This window comes from Streptomyces rubradiris (genome assembly GCF_016860525.1).
Taxonomy (GTDB): Bacteria; Actinomycetota; Actinomycetes; order Streptomycetales; family Streptomycetaceae; genus Streptomyces; species Streptomyces rubradiris.
This window is the reverse complement of the sequence record NZ_BNEA01000015.1, coordinates 4,690,059-4,710,061: the sequence shown is the minus strand read 5'-3', so window position 1 is coordinate 4,710,061 and position 20,003 is coordinate 4,690,059. Positions and strand designations below refer to the sequence as shown.

Here is a 20,003-nt window from a genome sequence, read left to right as displayed (position 1 = left end):
GCGCTCCACCCGGGGCCGCTTCTCATCCGAACTGCACGGACCGCTTCGCCATTCCCATCCAGAACCCGTCGATCACCGACTTCTGTTCATCCAGTTCGCCGCCGGCCTCCGCCGCGCCCATGGTGACGAAGAGCGGGGCGAAGTGTTCGGTGCGCGGATGGGCGTAGCGGCCGGCCGGGGCCTTGTCCTGGAAGTCGAGCAGGGCGTCCCAGTCGCGGGCTTCCAGGGCGCGCCGGCCCCAGTCGTCGAACTCCGCCGACCAGCTCGGCACGCCCGGTCCGGTGTGCCGCAGGGCGGCGAGGTTGTGGGTGAAGAAGCCGGAGCCGACGATCAGCACGCCCTCGTCGCGCAGCGTGGCGAGCCTGCGGCCGAGGTCCATCAGGCGGACCGGGTCGAGGGTGGGCAGGGAGATCTGCAGGACGGGGATGTCGGCGTCCGGGTACATCTCGACGAGCGGGACGTAGGCGCCGTGGTCGAGGCCCCGGTCGGGGATGTCCTGTACGGGGAGCCCGGGGGCGCGCAACAGCTTGCGGACGGAGTCGGCGAGCGCGGGGGCGCCCGGAGCGGCGTAGCGGACCGTGTAGTAACGCTCGGGGAAGCCCCAGAAGTCGTAGACGAGCGGGACGGTCTCGACCGCACCGAGGGCGAGCGGGGCCTCCTCCCAGTGGGCGGAGACCATGAGGACGGCGCGGGGACGGGGCAGGGCGGCGGCCCAGGCGGCGAGCTGGCCGGGCCAGACCGGGTCGTCGGCGAGCGGCGGGGCGCCGTGGCTGAGGTACAGGGCGGGCATGCGCTCGTGGGCGGTGGCGGACATCGAGGCGGCTCCCGGGGATCTGAACCCTGCTTGAACTCTAAAGTTTCAGCCCGGAACCCTACCCGTCGCTTGTTCAAGTTTCAAGAAGCCGCCTCGTAGAGTGGATACATGAACAAGGCACCGGACTCCGCCGCAGGGCCCCGCTGGCTGACCGCCGAGGAACAGTACGTCTGGCGCGCCTACCTGCACGCCACCACCCTCCTGGAGGACCACCTCGACCGGCAGCTCCAGCGCGACGCGGGGATGCCGCACGTCTACTACGGCCTGCTCGTCGTCCTCGCCGAGGCACCGCGCCGCCGGCTGCGGATGACCGAGCTGGCGATGCACGCGAAGATCACCCGGTCCCGGCTCTCGCACGCCATCGCCCGGCTGGAGAAGAACGGCTGGGTCCGCCGGGAGGACTGCCCCGCCGACAAGCGCGGCCAGTTCGCCGTGCTCACCGACGAGGGCGCCGAGGTGCTGCGGCGCACCGCGCCCGGCCATGTGGCCGCCGTGCGCCAGGCGCTGTTCGACCGGCTGAGCCCGGAACAGCAGAAGGCCCTCGGCGAGATCATGGAGATCGTCGCCGAGGGCCTCCAGCCCAAGGAAGCGGGTGCGGACCTGCCCTGGCTCCGCTAGCTAGCTCCGGGCGGTCAGTGGGCCACCACCGGCACCGGGACCTCGTCCTCCGCGCCCTCGCCGGTCATCACGGCGGTCGCGTTCGGACGGCCGGCGTTGACGAAGGTGAAGGCGATCAGCGAGGCCAGCGCGAGGATGCCGACGGCGACCCAGATCGCGGCCGTGTAGCCGTGGACCATGCCCTGGAGCCCCACCAGCTGCTGCTGGGGCTTGCCGGTGGCGCCGGCGAGGTGGTCCTTGACGTACGAGGTGGTCGCCGAGGAGGCGATCGTGTTCAGCAGGGCGGTGCCGATCGCGCCGCCCACCTGCTGCGAGGTGTTGACCATCGCGGAGGCGACACCGGCGTCCCGGGGCTGGACGCCCTGCGTGGCCAGGGACATCGCCGGCATGAACGCCGTACCCATGCCGAGGCCGAGCAGCAGCATGGCGGGCAGCAGCAGCGCCGGGTACGAGGAGTCGATCTCCAGCTGGGTCAGCAGCAGCATGCCGACGCCGGCGACCAGGAAGCCCGGGCCCATCAGCAGCCGGGCCGGCAGCCGGGTCATCAGCCGGGTGCCGATCTGGGTGGAGCCGGTGATCATGCCGACCACCATCGGCAGGAAGGCGAAACCGGTCTTGACCGGCGAGTAGCCCTTCACGATCTGCAGGTAGTAGGTCAGGAAGAGGAACAGGCCGAACATGCCGATGATCGCGAGACCCAGCGAGAGGTAGATACCGCCGCGGTTGCGGTCGGTCACCACGCGCAGCGGCAGCAGCGGGGCCTTGACCTTGGCCTCGACCAGCACGAACGCGAGCAGCAGCACGACGGACGCGACGAACATCGCCACGGTCACCGTGTCGCTCCAGCCGTCGGACTCGGCGCGGGTGAAGCCGTAGACGAGCGCCACCAGGCCGAGGGTGGAGAGCAGGACGCCCGGGATGTCGAGCGGGTTGCGGTTGCGGCCGCCCTCCGGCTCACGGACGACGAAGTAGGCGCCGGCCGCGGCGACCACGGCGAACGGGACGTTCACGAAGAAGGTCCAGCGCCAGTTCAGGTACTCGGTGAGGAAGCCGCCGAGGATCAGGCCGACGGCACCGCCGCCGCCCGCGATGGCGCCGTAGATGCCGAACGCCTTGGCGCGCTCCCTGGCGTCGGTGAACATCACGGCGAGCAGGGACAGCGCGGCCGGGGCGAGCAGCGCGCCGAAGACACCCTGCAGGGCGCGGGCGCCGAACATCAGCGGGCCGGTGGTGGCGGCGCCGCCGAGCGCGGAGGCGACGGCGAAGCCGGCCAGGCCGAGCACGAAGGTGCGCTTGCGGCCCCACAGGTCGGCGACCCGGCCGCCGAACAGCAGCAGACCGCCGAAGGCGAGCGCGTAGGCCGTGATCACCCACTGCTTGTTGCCGTCGGATATGCCCAGGTCCTCCTGGGCGGCGGGCAGGGCGATGTTCACGATGGTGGCGTCCAGGACGACCATCAGCTGGGCGAGCGCGATGAAGACGAGCGCCTTCCAGCGGTTGGCGTCACCGCTCGGGGCGGCGCGGCCGGCAGCCTTGCGGGCTGTTTCGGACATGGAGATACCCACTTCAGGACTTCGAAGCCGTGGAACTCAGGGCTTGGTGACGGACGGCGTGGAGAGGGTCGGCGTGGCGAAAAATGCTGAGAAAACGGAGTAAGACGGAACAGTGAACAGGAAGGGAACGGCCGTACGAACCGCCGTACTGTCGGTAGACCGGGCGCGGGAGCTGAACTGATCGGTCAGACGGCGCGCAGCTCCTTGATGCTGAGGGACCGACCCGGCAGGACGGAACGGGCGGGGGCCCGCAGGCCGTCGAGGAACAACTGCAGCAGGCGGTGGACGAAGCGGTCGCCGCGCGGGCAGTCCGTGCCGGCCGGGGGCCGGCTCAGCTGGCCCGCGGCGATCATCAGATCTCCCACGCCGACGTCCGGCCGGAGCTGCCCGGCCGCCTTGGCCCGGCCCATGAGCTCCTCGATGAGCCGCTCGACGCGCTCACGGGAGGCCACCAGGTCGGGGTGGTGCTGGTCGAAGGTGCCGGACACCATGGGGCACAGCGCACCGATCCGCTCGTCGACGGCGGCGTGCACGAAGTGCTCCAGGGCGGTGAAGGCGTCCCCACTCTCCGCGAGGGCCAGCTCGGCCGCCGCGGCCGTGCGGTCCATGACGGAGCAGACGACCTCGCGCACGAGGGCGTCCCGGTCGGGGAAGTTGCGGTACACCGTGGCGTTGCCGACGCCGGCCCGGCGGGCGATCTCGTCGATCGGCACCTCCGGGCCGTGCTCGACGAGCATCTCCCGGGCGGCGCCGACGATCCGCTCCCGGTTGCGCAGGGCGTCGGCGCGCGGCCGGGTCGCCTTGCGCTCGGCGGGGGCGGTGGCGGCGGACACGGCGTACTCCTTGGTTCGAGGGGGCGATCCGGGGAAGGACTCCCCATTTCGCTCGGACACAGGGCTAAACGGGGAAAGCGTCCCCGGTTATTTCCCACCCAGCCCGAGAATGGCTGTGACCTGGGACACAATCACCGTCCGCCGGGTTTCACCCGCTCGCGGACCCGGTTTCCCCCCATCGGTCTCCCCCAGCGCGCGCCCGCCGCCCCGCCGCCCCAGGGTGAGCGCAAGGGTGCAGCCGACACACCGGTGGCTGCCGTGGCGCGAAAGGTCCCTGCATGCAGCCGCAGCCGCAGCCCCGCCGCCGCATACGCCCGCGCCGGGTGGCCGCCCTGACCCTGGTGAGCGCGCTGACCCTCGCGGTCGGCACCTCGGCCGGGAGCGGACACCTGACGGCGCCCACCGCCGCCGGACCCCTCGGACCGGCCCGCTCCTCCGCGCTCCTGCCCTGCATGATCCGTGGCGGTCTGGACGTGCAGATGACCGAGGGCCTGCCCACCCCGCCCGGCTACTCCCGCTCCACCGGCACCGTCCACGCCCTGACCCTGATGGTCGACTTCCCCGACGCGCCCGGCGAGGGCGACGCGATGGACCGCTTCCACGAGTTCTTCCCGCGCACCCAGGACTGGTTCCACACCGCGTCGTACGGCCGCCTCGACTACCGTCCCGAGACCCCCGTCACCACCTGGCTGCGCATGCCGAAGCCCTTCCAGGAGTACGGCATAGAGCGCGGCGCGCCCTTCGACCCCGGCTACCGCAGCCTGGTGCAGGACCTCGTGGCCGCCGCCGACCCGGCCGTGGACTTCCGCGACTACGACCTGCTGAACGTGCTCGTCACCCCGAACGCCGGCCCCTCCGCCCTGGACACCGTGCTGTCCGTGACCTTCGCCGGCAACGACGACGCCCCGGTGGCCGACGGCGTGCGCATCTCCAACGCCTCCTTCGTCTACTCCCGCCAGGACGACGGCTCCGGGTCCTACGACCGCACCGGCTACCGGGTGCTGCCGCACGAGAACGGCCACACCTTCGGCCTGCCCGACCTGTACACGCAGGACGGCGGGGGCGCGGTCGGGCACTGGGACATCATGAGCGAGGACTGGGGGGCCAACAACGACCTGCTCGGCTGGCACAAGTGGAAACTGGGCTGGCTGGACGGCGGGCAGGTGGGCTGCGCGGCGGCACCGGGCAGCGTCGAGTTCACCCTCTCCCCGCTGTACCAGCAGGGCGGCGGCAAGCTGGTCCTCATCCCCGTCACCGCGCGCACCACCTACGCGCTGGAGGTCCGCGCCCAGGGCGGCAACGACGAGGCGGTGTGCCGCCCCGGGGTGCTCGTCTACCGGATCGACGCGGCGGTGGACACCGGCCGCGGCCCGGTCACCGTCTTCGACAGCCACCGCGGCAGCGGCGGCTGCACCCGCAGCCCCAACGTCCACGCGGAACTCTCCGACGCCCCGTTCGCCCCCGGCGAGACCTTCGAGGACCCGCGGCACGGCATCAGCGTGCGGGTGGTCTCGACCGACGCGGAGGGCAATCACCGGGTCCGGGTGAGCCGGGGCGGCGGGGTGGTGCGGGTGGCGGACGAGTCCTGAGGGGGCGCGGGCGGTGCCCGCCCGGTTTACCGTAGGCGTGCCCCGACGCCGTACCGGAGAGACGATGCCCGCGATGACCGCAGTGGACGCCGACGCCCCCACCGGGGCCGGGATGCCGGCGGAGGCGGTCGGGCCGCTGGTGCGCGGGGTCGGGGTGCTGCGCCGGCTGGCCGAGGCGGGCGGCACACTCAGCCCGAGCGCGCTGGAACGGGCCACCGGACTCGCCCGCTCCACGGTGGACCGGATCACCGCGACCCTGGCCCGCATGGACTACGTACGCCTCGACGGCCGGGACGTCGTCCTCACCCCCGGCGTGCTGGAGCTGGGCAACGCCTACCTGGCCGCGCTGCGGCTGCCCGCCCTGCTCGGCGCGCGCGCCGACGCCCTCGCCGACGAGCTGGACGAGTCGGTGTCGCTGGCGGTCGCCGACCGCGACGGCATCCGCTTCATCCACCAGGCCACCCGCCGCCGGGCGCTGTCCGTCAGCTTCCGCATCGGCGACCTGCTGCCGGCCGAACGGACCGCGCCCGGCGCGCTGTTCGCCACCGAGTGGACGGAGCGGGACTGGGCCCGCTGGCGGACCCGCCGGGCCGAGGACCCGCGGGACACGGCGTTCCCGGCCGTCCCCCCGCGCCCGGAACCCGCCCACGGCACCGCCCATGCCACCGCCGACGCCGTGGCCGCGGCCTTCGCGGACCGGGTACGGGCGGCCCGCCGGGACGGCTGGGCCCTGGACGACCAGCTGATCGAGCCGGGCCTGGTCGCGGTGTCCGCCCCGGTGCGCGACCCCTGCACCGGCCGCGTGGCCTGCGTGGCGAGCGTGGTCAGCCACACCAGCAGGCACCCGGCGGCGGAGCTGCCCGCCACCCTGCTGCCCCGGCTGCGTACGGCGGTGGAGGCGATGGAGGCCGACCTGCGCACCGCGCCCCCACCCGAGCCGGGACCCGCGCCCGCCGGCCTCGCGACCTGGACCACGGCCTCCAAGCAGGAACTCGGCCGGGACTTCGTGGAGTCGCTGGCCCGGGGCCTGACGGTGCTGACCGCGTTCGGCGAGGGACGCCCGGCGCTGTCCCTGACCGACGTGGCCCGGGCGACCGGCCTGTCCCGGGCGACCGCCCGCCGGGCGCTGCTCACCCACGAGCACCTGGGCCTGGTGACCGCCGCCGCGCACGACGACCGCGCCTTCACCCTCACCCCGCGCGTCCTGGACCTGGGCTTCCCGCCGCTGGCCCGGACGACGCTGCCCCGCCTGGCTCAACCGCATCTGCGGGCGCTGGCGGACCGGGTGCGCGAGCCGGCGGCACTGGCGGTGCTGACCGCCGACGGCACGGAGGTCCAGTACACGGCGGGCGCGGACACGAGCGGTGTCCTGACCGTACGCATACCGGTGGGCGCGCGCCTGCCCGCCGCCGCGACCTCACTGGGCCGCGTCCTCCTGGCGGACACGGACGGTCCCCTGCCCCCGGAACTGGCCGAGGTCAAAGCCCAGGGGTACGCCCTGGCCGACGAAGAACTGGAGTCGGGCCTGCGCTCGGTCGCCGTACCGGTCCGGGACCGCACGGGCCGCGCGGTCGCCGCCGTGAACGTGGCCACGCACGCCGCCCGCCGCACCCTGGAGGACTGCGTCCACCACCTCCTGCCCGCGCTCCGCGCGACGGCGGACGACATCCAGCGGGACCTCCGCCGGGCGTCCCGCTTCACCAAGGTCCCTACGACCTGACGTTCGCCTACGCCCCGACTCCCACTCCGCGCGTCTTCCGCCGGGCACGGGCTCGCAGAAGCACCCCGAGGGCGGCCACCGGTGACGGACCCACCGAACCGCGCAGCACCCGCGGGCCACGGGCCCGTACGGCCGTGGCGGTCAGCAGCTCCACCTCGACCAGCGCCTCCAGCAACGGCCGGCTGGACGCCGGGACGAGACCGGACACCGCCCGGGCCTGCCGCAGGGCGGCCTCCGCCAGCCCGGTCTGGTGCCGGACCAGCTCCCGCACCCCGGGCACCGCCCGCCCGGCCACCAGGTCCTCCCTCCGCACCGAGAACCGCTCCAGCGTCTCGTCCGGAATCCCCAGCCGACCCTCGGCCAGGTCCTCGGCGATGTCGTTGACGAAGTCGAGCCGCTGACTGCCGTCGATGAACGTCCGGCAGGCGGCGCGATAGGGGCCGTCCCCGGCGTCCGGGCCCAGCAGACAGGCGACCAGCATGAAGGCGGGCAGGGAGTAGGCGTCCACGTAGGCCTGGTAGTCGTCCTCATCGGCGAACCCGGCGAACTCCAGCTCGGCCGGCGCGGAGACCAGGTACTCGTCCAGTACCGCGCGCAGCCGCGGATGGACGGCAACGGTATGGACGAGCGCCCGCAGCAGCGGATCATCCCCGCGCCCCGTCTCCAACGCCGTCCGCACCCGCCGCTCCCAGGCCGCCCACCGCTCCGCCCGGTGCGCTCGCGATCCGGTGTCCAGGAGGTTGTCCCCGTGGTGCATGACGGCGGTCGCCACGACGACGTGGGGCAGCAGCGCCCCCGGCAACAGCGTCCGGGCCGCGAGATGGGAGGTCCGCCGGCCCCGCGCGACCAGCTCCCGCTGCACCCCGTAGTCCCGCCGCAACCCCGGCTCCAGCACACCGGCGGCATCCAGCCCACGCTTCCACCCACTCACGGGCCCCCACCCTAACGACGCCCCGACAAGACCCGCCCCTCGCCCGACCGGACCCCCGGTACACCGAGCACACCACCCGCTACACTGACGACGGCGACCCGACCCTCACCGGTCGATCACCACCCGGCCTTCGTAGCTCAGGGGATAGAGCACCGCTCTCCTAAAGCGGGTGTCGCAGGTTCGAATCCTGCCGGGGGCACAGAGAGAAGGGCCGGCTCAGGAGGGGTTTCCTCCCAGGCCGGCCCTTCGTCGTGTCCGGGGTTGTGCCGCACGCGTGCCACTGATGCCACGCGGATGCCACATCTCCCAAGGAGCGCCCCGGACAATCAGTGACCGCACCCGTGCTTGGTGGCTACTCAGTAATCGCTCGCCACTACGACGTAGAGGCACGCGACGACCGCGACCACACAGAGAACGGCGATGGCGATCAGCACACAACCGAGCGCTCCTGTAGTCCAGGCGATCGCTGACCAGCCGGACCGTGTCGCCCGTTCGGCCCGCTGAACTGCTTCGTGGTAATCACTGTCGTCGTACCAGCCGCGATCAGCCATGATTCCCCCTCTGCTGGACCCTACAGTCCGGCTGTCTCGCCGTAGACCGGCGGTGCCCGGCCCATAGGGAAGGCGGTGGCACGATCACCCCCTTTCATCTAGGCGGGAGCGTTTCCTCCACTCTTGCGGATCATGGCCCCGAGCCGGTCCGCGATGGCCCGGTCACGGTCACTGGTCATGTGCTGATAGATCAGCGCGGCCCGGGAGCTGCTGTGCCCCATCCTCGTCATCAACTCCGCGTGCTGGCCCCGGCCGTCGAGGCCAGCGTGTTGCTCGTGTGCCGCAGATCGTGGAAGTGCAGCTCGTCCGTGACGCCCGCGGCCTTCCGTGCCTTCACCCAGTCGTCGCGGAAGTTGCTCCGCCGTAGTTGCCCACCCTGCGGCCCGACGAAGACGTGCCCGTCGCGTCCGGGAGCGGCGAAGTGCTCCAAGTGCTGCGTGACCGCGTCGAGCAGTTCGGCCGGGAAGGAGACGGAGCGCACCCCGGCCGCGGATCTCGGCGCCTTGTCGAAGAGCCGGCCGTCCTGCAGCTCGGCTTGCGCGCGGCGCACGGGGACGGTCAGCCCTTCCAGGTCGACATCCCGTGGCCGCAGGGCCGCCAGCTCCCCGAACCGCAGGGTGGTGAAGGCCGCCAGGAGCACGAGCAGCCGGTAGAGCGGCGCGATGGAGTCGGCGACGGCGAAGACCTCCGCCACCGTGAGGACTGGCCGTTCGGGCACGTCGTAGCGGTCCGCGCCCTCCGGAAGTTGCGGGCCCGCAGCGGCCCGCCCTGTGGCGCGGTGAAGAGGAGTCCGTCCTCGTCCCGTCCCTCGACATGGGGCTTCAACTCCCCGGCCAGGAACCGCGGGATCGGCACCGACCGGCGCTCGTGGTTCTTGGGAGTGCCTAGGTAGAGCCTGCCGTTGTCCTCGACGTACGCCTCGACGATGTGGGTACGGCAGGCGTCCAGGTCGACGCGTCCCACCTTCAACGCCGACGCCTCGCCCCAGCGCAGCCCCGTATAGGCCAGCAGCAGGATGAAGACCCGGTAGACGCCGGCCGCGTCGGCGAGTGCGTCGACCTCATGGCATTTCGCCACCGGTCCCGCTCGTCGAGAAGACAGCGATGCGAAGTCAGCGTTGTCACACGCCGACCCGTACGCTACCGTGCCATGCGTAGGAGTGTCACAATTCCCGGGGGGGGCAAGTGGCGACGACTAAGCAGTTGATCTGTTTAGCAAATTCCCGGAAGCATCGCGGACGCTGTATCGCGGGTATCGACATCAAGTCGAACACATGGATCCGGCCCATAAGCAGCCGACCAGGCCACGAAGTCTCGGAATCAGAGCGGACATACCGAAACGGCGCGGAGCCACGCGTTCTTGATGTCATATCAATGCGGCTTCTCCGGCAACGACAGTTCGGATACCAAAGCGAGAACTGGATCCTTGATTCCAGCGTCCGGTGGACGAAGCTGACACGGATTGAATGGGACGATCTGTATCGCATAGAACAGCGCCCCATGCAGTTATGGATCAACAGCGGAGACAGCACAGCAAGAGGCTTGAACGATCGAATTCCAGTAGAGCGCGAGGGGGAAATAACCGACTCCCTCAAGCTCATACGAGTCGACTCCTTAAAAATAACGGTGGGTCGACCTTATGACGCCAATAGAGACCTCGATGTGCGGGCCGAATTCCACCATGCGGGATCGGATTACATTTTGAAAGTAACCGACTCCGTCTACGAAGAAAAGTTCAGAAAGCGGGGCATAGGCACGTACAGGCTGGCCGAATCCTTCCTGACGGTGAGCTTGGGCGAGGAATTCAAGGGGTATCTCTACAAGATGGTGGCAGGTATAATTGAACGCCGCCAGGCGAACGTAGGTAGCAGGTGGATATCAGCACGATAATGACCATCGGTCATTCCACGCACGATTTTGCGGCGTTCATCGAATTGCTGCAAAAGAACCAGGTCACGGCTGTCGCTGACGTCCGATCGGCTCCCGCCAGCCAGTTCGCACCACAGTTCAACAGGAGATCGCTCGATCCCGGCTTGCACGCGTCGGGCCTGAAGTACGTTTTCTTGGGTAAGGAACTCGGTGCGCGCACAGAGGACACCACTTGCTATGTGGACGGACGAGTACAATACAGTCGCCTCGCACAGACGCATGCGTTCGCCAGCGGCATTGAGCGCCTGATCAAGGGGGCGCGGCGCGAGCGAATTGCCATCATGTGCACCGAAGGTGAACCATTGAACTGCCATCGCACGGTACTCATTTCACGGGTTCTCACGCAGCGCGGCGTCACGATTCACCATATTCATGGCGACGGGCGGGTCGAAAGTCACGATGCGGCGATGGAGCGCCTCATGGCAAAGTTCGGACTGGCAGACCCGGAACTATTCCGCACCCCTGCCGAGCGCCTCGAAGAAGCACTGAGCCGCCAGGAAGAACGCATCGCCTACGTCAACCAGGAACTCCATTCCGAACGGGCGGCAGATGCATGAAGATCTACACTATCGGCTTCACGAAAAAACCTGCCGAGAAGTTCTTCAACCTCCTGCGACATTCGGGTGCCTCGACACTTGTCGATGTCCGGCTCAATAATGTGTCACAACTTGCGGGTTTCGCGAAACGCGACGATCTCAAGTACTTCCTCGGCGAACTTTGCTCCATGGCGTACGTTCACCGCCCCGACCTGGCGCCGACGCAATCGATTCTGGATGACTTCAAAAAACAGGGCTCCGGTTGGGCAACCTACGAGGAAAGGTTTCTGACGCTCATAAGGCAGCGAAGGATCGAAGAATCCGTCCCTAAGGAACTTCTCGCAAACGCAGTGCTGCTCTGCAGCGAGGACAAACCGCATCACTGCCACCGCCGTCTGGTCGCGGAGTACTTCGCAGAACGCTGGGGCGGCGTCACGATTGAGCACCTGGTGTGACGTATTTTTTGGCGTATGAGCGGCTGTCCGGTGCTCAGCTTGCGGGCACGGGGCTCTTCTCCCGGCCGGCTCCCAGTCGGCGGGACGCCATGGCCAACGACAAGGTGACGCCCACCGAGCCCGCCGCCATCGCCGTCATCGCCGTTGCGGGCGAGGCGAGTTGGGCCAAGGTGCCCGCCGCTGTCGCGCCGAGGCCCTGGAGGGTCAGCATGCCCGCCGAGTGCAGGCCGAGGGCCTGGCCGGACATGGTGTCGGGGGTCAGGCGCATCAGGCGCTCCTGCTGTACCAGGCTCGCCCCGTAGCCGGCCGATGCCACGGTCACGCAGACCGCCGCCACCGGTAGCGGCGGGTGGGCGCAGAAGACCAGGTACGGCGTCGCCAGCAGGAGCAGCAGCGGGGTGGCCAGGCGGGCGCGGACCGCTGCCGGGAGCAGCCTCCCCACCGTCAGGTCCCCGGCGAACATGCCGAGCGCCCCGCACGCGAACAGGGTGCCGGCCGCGTGCGGGGCGTACGACACGTACAGCGACTCGCAGCCGACGACCATGCCGCCCGGCAGCCACAGGCCCAGGTACATCAGGCGGCGCGGCCGGGACGACCACAGCGTGGCGTTGACGCGCCAGGTCGCCGATACCGAGAGCCGGCCGGCCGCGCGGGGCGGGCGGGCGGTCAGGCCGCGCCGCAGGGTCAGCGCGGCCGTCAGGTACAGGGCCGCCGCCAGCAGCAGGCAGGCCCGTGGGGAGAATACGGCGAGCAGGGCGCCGCCGGTGGCGAAACCGGCGACCTGTGAGAGGCCGCTCACCATGTTGAACAGTGAACGCCCGGCCAGATAGCCGTCCTTGGTGAGGATCTCGTTCAGCAGGCCCCAGCGGACCCCGCCGCCGAGCGACGCGGCCAGGCCCAGCAGTACCAGGACGGCGAGGAGCGCGCCGGCCGGGAGGCCGGGCAGTGCCTGGACCGCCGTACCGGCCGCGAAGGCCAGCGCGATCGCCGACAGCGCCGTACGCGGGGGCAGCCGGTCGGCGCCGGAGAGCAGGACGGTGGCGCCCAGCGCCTGGGCGAGCGACTGGCCGAACATGCTCACCGCCGACAGCAGCGGGGACCCCGTAGCCCGGTACACCAGCGTGCCCAGCGCGAGGCCGCCGATGGTCTGGGCGGCGGTCTGCGCGGCCGTGCCGAGGAGGAGCGGGGTGAACTCCGGGGTACGGAACAGGGATCGGTAGCCGGTCATGGTCCCGGAGTCTCGGCCGGGCCGCCGAGCGCCCGTTATCGTTTCGCCCGCACGCGAAAGGTCGTACGGCGAGGGGTCCTGGGGGAGGTACGGCTCGTGGGGTGGTGGCAGCTCGACGCCGACACGCTCGCCCGGAGCCGGTTCGTCGTCTCTCCGCTCGCCGAGACCTTCGGGTGCCTGAAGCTGCTGCACTCCGGGCAGGGCGCGCATCCCGGGGAGCACGCGTGGCTGGGCGCCCATCTGCCCGCCTACCGGGCCCGGCTCGCGGCCGACCCCGTGACCGCGCGGCTGGTGCGGGCGGGGCTGGGCCGGGAGTGGAACGCCGACTTCCTGACTCCCGCCCCGCGCCCCGGGGAGGACTTCGCCGCGGAGGTCGGCCGGGGTGCGCGCGGTCGATCCCGGTGCCGCCCGCGCCCATCTGCGGCTCTCGCTCGCCGGGCCGCTGCCCGCCGTACTCGACCGGGACGACCTGGCGGAGCGGGCGGCCACGCTGTTGGAGTGGGTGTGGGAGGAGACCGTACTGCCCTCCTGGGAGCGGCGCCGGCGGGTGCTGGAGGCGGATGTGCTGGCGCGGACCGCGCAGGTGAGCCGGGGCGGCTGGGCGAGCGCGCTGGGCGGGCTGCGGGGCGGGACGCGCTGGCTCGGGGACAACCGGTTCCAGGTCAACCTGCACGAGTATCCGCCGCGCGACATCTCCGGCACCGAACTGCTCTTCGTGCCGGTGACCCCGCAGCGGCAGGGCTGGGTGTCCTGGGCGGAGCGGGAGCGGTACGCCGTGGTCTACCCCTGCTCCGGTGTGCTGGCCGGGGACGGCGGGCGTGCGGTGCCGGCGGGGCTGAGCGCCCTGCTGGGGCCGGCCCGGGCCGGGGTGCTCGTCCTGCTCGGCTCGCCCATGAGCACGACCCAGCTGACCGCCGTGACCGGGCAGGGCCTCGGCTCCGTCGGGCGGCATCTGAAGGTGCTGCGCGAGGCGGGCCTGGTGGAGCGGCGGCGGGCCGGACGGGCGGTCCTGTACGTGCGGACGACGGCGGGGGACGTACTGGTCGAGGCGAGCGGCGGGCCCGGGGCGAGCGGCGGGCCCGGGGCGAGCGGCGGGCCCGGGGCGAGCGGGCCCAGGCAAGCGGACCCCAGGGCGAACGAGCCGCGGACGAGCAGCCCCGAGGCGAACAAGCCCCAGACGAGCAGCCCCGAGGCAGCAAACCCGAGGCGAACAAGCCCCGGATGAGCAAACCCGACGCACACGAGCCCCAGCCAAGCGGGCCGGACGCGTAAGGCCGGGAGTACCAGGGGTGGGGAGGGCCGGGGGGACTAGCATCCGATGGCATGACGACTACTGAGCACAGCGGCTCCCCGCTGGACGTCGAGATCGGTGCCCTCCAGGGCGGTTCCGCGGATCTGCCGCGGTTCGCGGGCAACGCCGTCCTCGTCGTGAACGTGGCCTCCAAGTGCGGCCTGACCCCGCAGTACTCGGCGCTGGAGGAGCTGCAGAAGCGGTACGCGGCACGCGGCTTCACCGTGCTGGGCGTGCCCTGCAACCAGTTCCTCGGGCAGGAGCCGGGAAGCGCCGAGGAGATCGCCCAGTTCTGCTCGGCGACCTACGGCGTCACCTTCCCGCTGACCGAGAAGGTGGAGGTGAACGGCCCGGGCCGGCACCCGCTGTACGAGCGGCTCGTCGGGTTCGCCGACGCCGAGGGGCACAGCGGGGACATCCGCTGGAACTTCGAGAAGTTCCTGATCGGCCGGGACGGCCACGTCGTCGCCCGGTTCTCGCCGCAGACCGAGCCGGACTCGGCCGAGGTCGTCGCCGCGATCGAGTCCCAGCTGGGCTGACCCCGGCTGCCCGTGCCGCGTACCGGCCGGCCGGGACAAGGAGAGAGCCCTCTCGGCAAGGACGGCGACTGGTCGAGAGGGCTCTTCGGTGGTGCGTGTGCAGTTGTCGTGCCGGGCAGGGCCGGGAAGGACCCTTGGCGCCGTGCAGGCGGCCCTTACACCTTGACGAAGGCCCTTACGCCTTGACGGAGGCGACGAAGGCGTTCCAGGCGTCGGCGGGGAAGGCCAGCACCGGGCCCTCGATGTCCTTGGAGTCACGGACGGCGAGCTCGGCGGCGGTCGGCGCCTTGACCTCGACGCAGGCGCCGTTGCCCCCGGAGTACGACGACTTCATCCACGTCTCCGAAGCGCCCTGAATCAGTGCCATGTCCACTCCTGTTGCGGTTGCGGTGGTCCGGTACGCGCCAACCGTGTCGTCCGATTGGCGTGATCGACGCTAGCGGGCAACTTCCTTCGGCGGAGGAGCCGTTCACTCGACCGGATGGCATATTCCAGGCGAGCCTTCCACTGAAGCGGACCGGCGGTGTACGATCCCGCGCCCGTGCCCCTCTCGTCTCAGTCGGCGTACCTTTTCGCCGCTTCCGCGATGAACTGCCGGGACACCTCCACATTGTGCGACTGCGCCCGCAGGTGCTCGTACATCACGGCGTACTTCTGCACGTCCTGCGCCTTCTCCAGGTACAGGTCGCTGGTGACGCCCTCCAGGTACACCACGCTGGAGTCGGCCGCGTCGGCGAACTCCAGGATCGCGTACTGGCCGTTGATGCCCGGGTGCGCGCCCACCTCGAACGGCAGCACCTGCACGGTGACGTGCGGCAGCTCGGACAGCTCGATGAGGTGCTCCAACTGCTCGCGCATCACCAGTCTGCTGCCCACCACCCGGTGCAGCGCGGCCTCGTCCAGCACCACCCACAGCCGCAGCGGGTTGCGCTCGGTGGTGATGCGCTCCTGCCGCCGCATCCGCACCTCGACGCGTTTGTCGATCTCGTCCGCCGAGGTCTCCGGCAACGCGCCGCGCACCAGCGCCTCGGCGTAGGGGCGGGTCTGCAACAGGCCCGTGACGATCTGCGGTTCGTACACCCGCAGCGACTCGGCGTCGGTCTCCAGGCCGATGTACACGCTGTACGGGATGTCCCCGAAGGTGTGCCACCAGCCCTGCTGCCGCGAGTCCCGGGCCATCTCCATCAGGGAGTCGACGATCCGCTTGTCCTCGACCTCGTACACCCCGCACAGGTCGCGCACATCGCGCTGACTGATGCTCCTCCGGCCGTTCTCCAGCCTGCTGATCTTCGACTGCGACACCAGCAGTCGCTCCGCCACCTCCTCGGCCGTCATGCCTTTGAGCTCGCGGAGTCTGCGCAGCTCCTGGCCCAGTCGGCGTCGCCTTACGGTGGGATTGACATTGGACGCCACGGGACGTGCACCTCCGGCTGCCTGCCTGTGACTCAACACTTTCCGTATCTGCTGTTCAGCAGACTGCCACCAAGGTGCTTGCCAGCGCTGGGAAACGGCGGATATGCAACGCCCCCGACGACGCCCTTCGAACGGGTGGACGCAGTCGAGCGGGACGGTGGGACCACGACAGCGGTCTCACCGTCCCGCTCCGACCAGCGGCTCCCGAACCGGGTCTGTGCGTACCGGGTCCGTGCGCGGCGAGGCCACGGCCCGGTACGCGGTCGTGCGTGCGGCTCAGTGGGCCACGGCACGGGCCATGGGCCCGCGGTGCGGCTGCATCGGAACCCCGCGTGCGGGTTCCGCCGCGGCCCTGGCTCCGGACGCGGCCTGCCGGCCGCCCGAGGCCGAGCCCCGGCGCGGCTGGGCCGCCGCGCCGTTCTGTACGTCCATGACGGCGTGCGCGACGAGCCCGCCCATGGGGTCGTGCCGGATCAGGTCCCGCAGCCGGGAGCGGGACGAGCGCCCCTCGTTCCCCGGATACAGGTGCTTACCGAGCCCGACGGCGTGCGCCAGGGCGGCGAGCGCCGCGGTCCGCGGGTCCGGTGGTACGCCGGTGCGGATCGCGGAATCCAGCCGGGCTCGGATCTCCCGGCTGATGGCGGTGTCGGTCGCCTGGTACCGCGTGGTCGGCAGCACCCCGCACATCTGGCCGGGTACGGCGGCGACCATGCCGCACCGCTCCAGATGCGAGAGATAGGTCTGCCTGAGCCCCAGCCGGGGCCCGCCGATCCAGTGGACGGCACGTACCGGAGCGCCACGCCTGCGCAGCAACTCCAACGCGCTGTCCAGAGTCGGATCTCCTGTCGGCCGTGGCACCACCACGGCGATACGATCCCCGTCTGGGGCTATCCGTCCGGCCAGCGCCAGCTCCACTAGCTGTGCACCGGCCAGACCGAGGTCGAGCGACTGCGGCTGCGCAGTGGTACCCGTGGCCGGGTCCAGTGCCAGCAACAGAAGCTCCTCCGGAAGTGTTCTGCGGCTCCTGCCCATCCATGCCTCCCCGCGTGGATGAATGACAGGGTGACCCCTCTCACATTGGTCTGTCGAGGGTGCGTGACCGGTTCGTAAGGGAACCGGTAGGTATGTCGTTCTCGTCTACCGCAGGGGCCATGCCCTCACACAGGACACTGGTACATGGTTCGGACAGGGCGCGCGCGCAAGCGTGCGGCGCATGGAGGAGGCATCGGTGGCGGGCGAGTCCCCCGACAGGTCGAAGCAGCCGGAGTCGTCGGCGGAACCGACGTCACAGAGCGCGGGTTCGGTTCCCGAGGCGCGCGACCCGCGGCTGACGGTGGCCCGCGAAAAGGGTTCCCCGGCCGGCGGCAGGGACACGGCGACGCAGGTCCTGACGGTACGACCCGAGACCCCGGCCGGGCCCGCGACGCCGGCCGGGTCCGACGAGCCGTCCGGCGCGGAGGACTCCGTCCCGGCCGACGGGGACAAGGAGTTGCGCGCGGCCGTCTCGGCGTGGATCCGTAAGCCGGGGACCGACGCGACTGCAAAGGGAAGCGGTGCCGCGGGGGCCGAGGACGAGGGGTCGCCCAAGGAGGCCGCGGCGACCGGGGGTTCGTCCGACGGGGAGGCCGAGGGCTCGTCCCGCCCCGCGGCCGGCGCCGATGCCGACACGGACGCCGACGACTCGCCGAGCGGGGAGGCCGAGGGCGCGGATGACAAGTCGTCCGGCTCCCCTGCCGACTCCCGTTCTGAGGGTTCGTCCGGCACCGGTGCCGGGGACGGCGACGGCGACGGGGCGGATGCCGGGACGAAGGCCGACGCCGGCGGCCAGGTCGGCGCCAAGGACGACACCGACGGCAAGGACGACACCGACGGCAAGGACGAAGTCGCCGGCAAGGATGACGTCCAGGACGGCGCTGACGACGACTCCGGTGCCGACGCGAAGGACGAGCCGGAGGCGGAAGCCGACGCCGACGCCGAGGAGAAGGGCACGGCGGACGCGAAGGAGGAGTCCGACGGCCAGCCCGGCACCGCCGTCAAGCCCGAGGCGGACACGGACGCCGAAGCGACCCCGGACGCCAAGGCCGACATAGACGAGGCCGCGGACGCAGACGCAGACGCAGACGCAGACGCAGACGCAGACGCAGACGCAGACGCAAAGAACGACACCGGCGCCAAGGACGACGCGGACGCCGGCACCGACGCGAAGGAAGACGCCGCCCCCGGCACCGAGCCCGCTGCCGCCGCCGCGGGCGTCGATCAGCCGACCACTGTCTTCAAGGCCGTACAGCCCAAGAAGCCCGCCGTCGACCAGCCCACCACCATGCTCAAGGTCGGCGACACCGGCAAGCCCAAGGCCGCCGGCCCCGGGTCCGCCGAGTCCGAGTCCGAGCGCACCAGCAAGTTCGTCGCGCTGAAGGACGACATGCGCCCGGCCGGCAAGGCCCCCGCGCCGAAGGACGGCACGCCCAAGGAGGGCACGCCCCCGGAGGGCAAGGCGCCCGTGTCCGAGGCCACCACCGCCGTGCCCCGGATCGGCCCCGAGCGCACCACCCAGCAGCCGCTGCCGCCCAAGCCCCCGCTGGACCTGCTGGCGGAGCTGACCAACACGCCGCCGCCCCCGGAGACCCCGGTCCGCACGCTCGTGCGCCGGATCAAGATCTGGACCCCGCTGGTCCTGCTCCTGGCGATCATCTTCGCGGTCGTGCAGACGTTCCGTCCGCTGCCGGCGCCCGCGCTCGCGCTCACCGCCGAGGACACCTACACGTTCGACGGCGGTACGACCCGGCTGCCCTGGCCGGACGAGGGCCAGGGCTGGGTGGACGGCGACGGCATCGGCACGATGGGGCGCTTCGGCGAGCAGAAGCCGGTGGCCATCGGCTCGGTCGCCAAGACCATGACCGCCTACATCATCCTCCGCGACCACCCGCTGAAGCCGGGGCAGGAGGGTCCGAAGATCGAGGTGGACCCGAAGGCGGAGAAGGAGGGCGGCTACGACAAGGACGGCGAGTCCACGCTGAACACCGTCAAGGCCGGCGATCACCTCACCGAGAAGCAGGCCCTGTCCGCCGTCATGATCCCGTCCGCCAACAACATCGCGCGGCTGCTCGCGCGCTGGGACGCGGGCTCGGAGGCGGCGTTCGTGAAGAAGATGAACGCCACCGCCAAGGAGCTGGGGATGACCGGCACCACGTACACCGACCCCTCGGGCCTGAAGGAGACCACCGTCTCCACGGCCGAGGACCAGGTGAAGCTCGGTCGCGCGGTCGTCAAGAACCCGGCCCTGGTCGCCATCACCAGCGCGGCGAGCTGGACGGACCCCTCTGGCCGCAACTGGCCCAACTACAACGAGCTGCCCTACCGCATCGGCGCGATCGGCATCAAGACCGGCAGCACCACCAAGGCCGGCGGCAACCTGCTCTTCGCCTCCCGCAAGAAGGTCGGCGGGCAGACGGTCACGATCGTCGGCGCCATCCTCGGCCAGAACAAGACGCCGATCCTCGGCACCGCCAACGCGGTCAGCAAGACCGCGCTGCTCGCCGCCGAGGAGGCGCTGACCTCGGCGAAGGTCCTGAAGAAGGGCGATGTGGTCGGCTATGTGGACGACCGGCTCGGCGGTCACACCCCGGTCGTGGTCACCGAGGACGTCACGGCGGCCGGCTGGGCGGGCCTGAAGGTCAGGCTGACCTTCGCCTCCGGGACGGTGCCGCACACCGCGAAGGCCGGCACCCGCGTCGGCACCCTCACCGTCGGTGACGGCACTGCCGCCGCGGTCAAGGTTCCGGTCGCCCTCCAGAAGGATCTGGCCGAGCCCGGGTTCGGCGCCAAGCTGACCCGCCTGGGCTGACCACCGGCCCGCCCCCGCCACCGCACCCCGTCGCCGGCGCCGAACCCAGGAGCCTTTGCGACGGGGTGCGTGCTAGCGTCACGAATCGGGGCAGGTCGCCGGTCACGCGAGACAGGGCCGCGAACTGGAAGAAATCGGAAAGCGGCCGGGTACACCGTGG

General features: G+C 71.1%; 17 protein-coding genes, 1 tRNA gene and 3 pseudogenes. 10 read left to right on the top strand and 11 right to left on the bottom strand.

The features are described from left to right. Window positions 1-22: 22 nt before the first annotated feature. Window positions 23-814 carry a dioxygenase family protein gene (locus Srubr_RS34215; protein WP_189992199.1) on the bottom strand — a complete coding sequence of 264 codons (792 nt, stop codon included), beginning with the start codon at window positions 812-814 and terminating at the stop codon, window positions 23-25. 108 nt (window positions 815-922) lie between these two features. Here Srubr_RS34215 and Srubr_RS34210 point away from each other — a divergent pair, with 108 nt between their 5' ends. Next, window positions 923-1,432 (top strand): MarR family winged helix-turn-helix transcriptional regulator, encoded by a 510-nt coding sequence (locus tag Srubr_RS34210; protein ID WP_189992201.1) that lies wholly within the window; start codon window positions 923-925, stop codon window positions 1,430-1,432. A gap of 14 nt (window positions 1,433-1,446) precedes the next feature. Here Srubr_RS34210 and Srubr_RS34205 read toward each other — a convergent pair whose 3' ends face one another. Both Srubr_RS34205 and Srubr_RS34200 read right to left on the bottom strand, forming a co-directional pair. Further along, complete coding sequence (locus Srubr_RS34205) at window positions 1,447-2,985, bottom strand: MFS transporter (protein WP_189992203.1); 1,539 nt, start codon at window positions 2,983-2,985, stop codon at window positions 1,447-1,449. A 185-nt stretch (window positions 2,986-3,170) separates the two neighbouring features. Next, window positions 3,171-3,818 carry a TetR/AcrR family transcriptional regulator gene (locus tag Srubr_RS34200; protein ID WP_189992205.1) on the bottom strand — a complete coding sequence of 216 codons (648 nt, stop codon included), beginning with the start codon at window positions 3,816-3,818 and terminating at the stop codon, window positions 3,171-3,173. Window positions 3,819-4,096: 278 nt separating this feature from the next. Here Srubr_RS34200 and Srubr_RS34195 point away from each other — a divergent pair, with 278 nt between their 5' ends. Then, on the top strand, window positions 4,097-5,407 hold the full coding sequence (locus tag Srubr_RS34195) for a M6 family metalloprotease domain-containing protein (RefSeq protein ID WP_189992207.1): 1,311 nt from the start codon (window positions 4,097-4,099) through the stop codon (window positions 5,405-5,407). A 64-nt stretch (window positions 5,408-5,471) separates the two neighbouring features. Continuing rightward, complete coding sequence (locus Srubr_RS34190; protein WP_189992209.1) at window positions 5,472-7,127, top strand: IclR family transcriptional regulator domain-containing protein; 1,656 nt, start codon at window positions 5,472-5,474, stop codon at window positions 7,125-7,127. Window positions 7,128-7,134: 7 nt separating this feature from the next. On the opposite strand, the gene Srubr_RS34185 is transcribed toward Srubr_RS34190, so the two are convergent. Continuing rightward, window positions 7,135-8,058 (bottom strand): phytoene/squalene synthase family protein, encoded by a 924-nt coding sequence (locus Srubr_RS34185; RefSeq protein ID WP_189992211.1) that lies wholly within the window; start codon window positions 8,056-8,058, stop codon window positions 7,135-7,137. 126 nt (window positions 8,059-8,184) lie between these two features. Between Srubr_RS34185 and Srubr_RS34180 the strand changes: the two genes are divergently transcribed. Then, window positions 8,185-8,257 (top strand) — tRNA-Arg (locus tag Srubr_RS34180). Window positions 8,258-8,414: 157 nt separating this feature from the next. On the opposite strand, the gene Srubr_RS34175 is transcribed toward Srubr_RS34180, so the two are convergent. The 3 genes and pseudogenes from Srubr_RS34175 to Srubr_RS42150 form a co-directional block, all read right to left on the bottom strand. After that, entirely contained in the window at window positions 8,415-8,609 is a 195-nt protein-coding gene (locus tag Srubr_RS34175) for a hypothetical protein (protein ID WP_189992213.1), read from the bottom strand. Between the two features lie 98 nt (window positions 8,610-8,707). Beyond that, window positions 8,708-9,348: pseudogene (locus tag Srubr_RS34170) on the bottom strand (tyrosine-type recombinase/integrase); the annotation flags it as partial. Between the two features lie 41 nt (window positions 9,349-9,389). Then, window positions 9,390-9,686 (bottom strand): annotated as a pseudogene (locus tag Srubr_RS42150) (site-specific integrase); the annotation flags it as partial. Between the two features lie 107 nt (window positions 9,687-9,793). Here Srubr_RS42150 and Srubr_RS42145 point away from each other — a divergent pair. The 3 genes from Srubr_RS42145 to Srubr_RS34155 are packed head-to-tail and all read left to right on the top strand — an operon-like array spanning window position 9,794 to window position 11,528. Continuing rightward, entirely contained in the window at window positions 9,794-10,498 is a 705-nt protein-coding gene (locus tag Srubr_RS42145; protein WP_189992215.1) for a dual OB domain-containing protein, read from the top strand. Continuing rightward, a complete protein-coding gene (locus tag Srubr_RS34160; RefSeq protein ID WP_189992217.1) occupies window positions 10,498-11,094 on the top strand; it encodes a DUF488 domain-containing protein in 597 nt (198 codons plus the stop codon). Before Srubr_RS42145 ends, Srubr_RS34160 begins: the two co-directional genes overlap by 1 nt. Then, the gene (locus Srubr_RS34155; protein ID WP_189992219.1) at window positions 11,091-11,528 is read left to right on the top strand and encodes a DUF488 domain-containing protein; all 438 of its coding nucleotides are present in this window, start codon (window positions 11,091-11,093) and stop codon (window positions 11,526-11,528) included. Before Srubr_RS34160 ends, Srubr_RS34155 begins: the two co-directional genes overlap by 4 nt. 34 nt (window positions 11,529-11,562) lie before the next feature. Here Srubr_RS34155 and Srubr_RS34150 read toward each other — a convergent pair whose 3' ends face one another. Then, window positions 11,563-12,756: an MFS transporter gene (locus tag Srubr_RS34150; protein WP_189992221.1), complete on the bottom strand. Its 1,194-nt coding sequence runs from the start codon at window positions 12,754-12,756 to the stop codon at window positions 11,563-11,565. Between the two features lie 96 nt (window positions 12,757-12,852). On the opposite strand from Srubr_RS34150, the pseudogene Srubr_RS34145 reads away from it, so the two are divergent. Both Srubr_RS34145 and Srubr_RS34140 read left to right on the top strand, forming a co-directional pair. Beyond that, window positions 12,853-13,981: pseudogene (locus tag Srubr_RS34145) on the top strand (ArsR/SmtB family transcription factor). Window positions 13,982-14,079: 98 nt separating this feature from the next. Continuing rightward, entirely contained in the window at window positions 14,080-14,586 is a 507-nt protein-coding gene (locus Srubr_RS34140; protein ID WP_229926557.1) for a glutathione peroxidase, read from the top strand. A gap of 175 nt (window positions 14,587-14,761) precedes the next feature. Here the strand turns inward: Srubr_RS34140 and Srubr_RS34135 are convergent, their stop codons facing one another. The 3 genes from Srubr_RS34135 to Srubr_RS34125 all read right to left on the bottom strand — a co-directional run bounded on the left by Srubr_RS34135 (window position 14,762) and on the right by Srubr_RS34125 (window position 17,031). Beyond that, entirely contained in the window at window positions 14,762-14,953 is a 192-nt protein-coding gene (locus Srubr_RS34135) for a DUF397 domain-containing protein (protein ID WP_030615831.1), read from the bottom strand. Window positions 14,954-15,141: 188 nt separating this feature from the next. Further along, a complete protein-coding gene (locus Srubr_RS34130; RefSeq protein WP_189992223.1) occupies window positions 15,142-15,999 on the bottom strand; it encodes a helix-turn-helix domain-containing protein in 858 nt (285 codons plus the stop codon). Window positions 16,000-16,275: 276 nt separating this feature from the next. Then, window positions 16,276-17,031, bottom strand: coding sequence for a GOLPH3/VPS74 family protein (locus Srubr_RS34125; protein WP_189992224.1), 756 nt, complete (start codon window positions 17,029-17,031; stop codon window positions 16,276-16,278). 181 nt (window positions 17,032-17,212) lie between these two features. On the opposite strand from Srubr_RS34125, the gene Srubr_RS34120 reads away from it, so the two are divergent. Beyond that, the gene (locus tag Srubr_RS34120) at window positions 17,213-19,843 is read left to right on the top strand and encodes a D-alanyl-D-alanine carboxypeptidase (protein ID WP_189992226.1); all 2,631 of its coding nucleotides are present in this window, start codon (window positions 17,213-17,215) and stop codon (window positions 19,841-19,843) included. The last annotated feature ends 160 nt before the right edge of the window (window positions 19,844-20,003 follow it).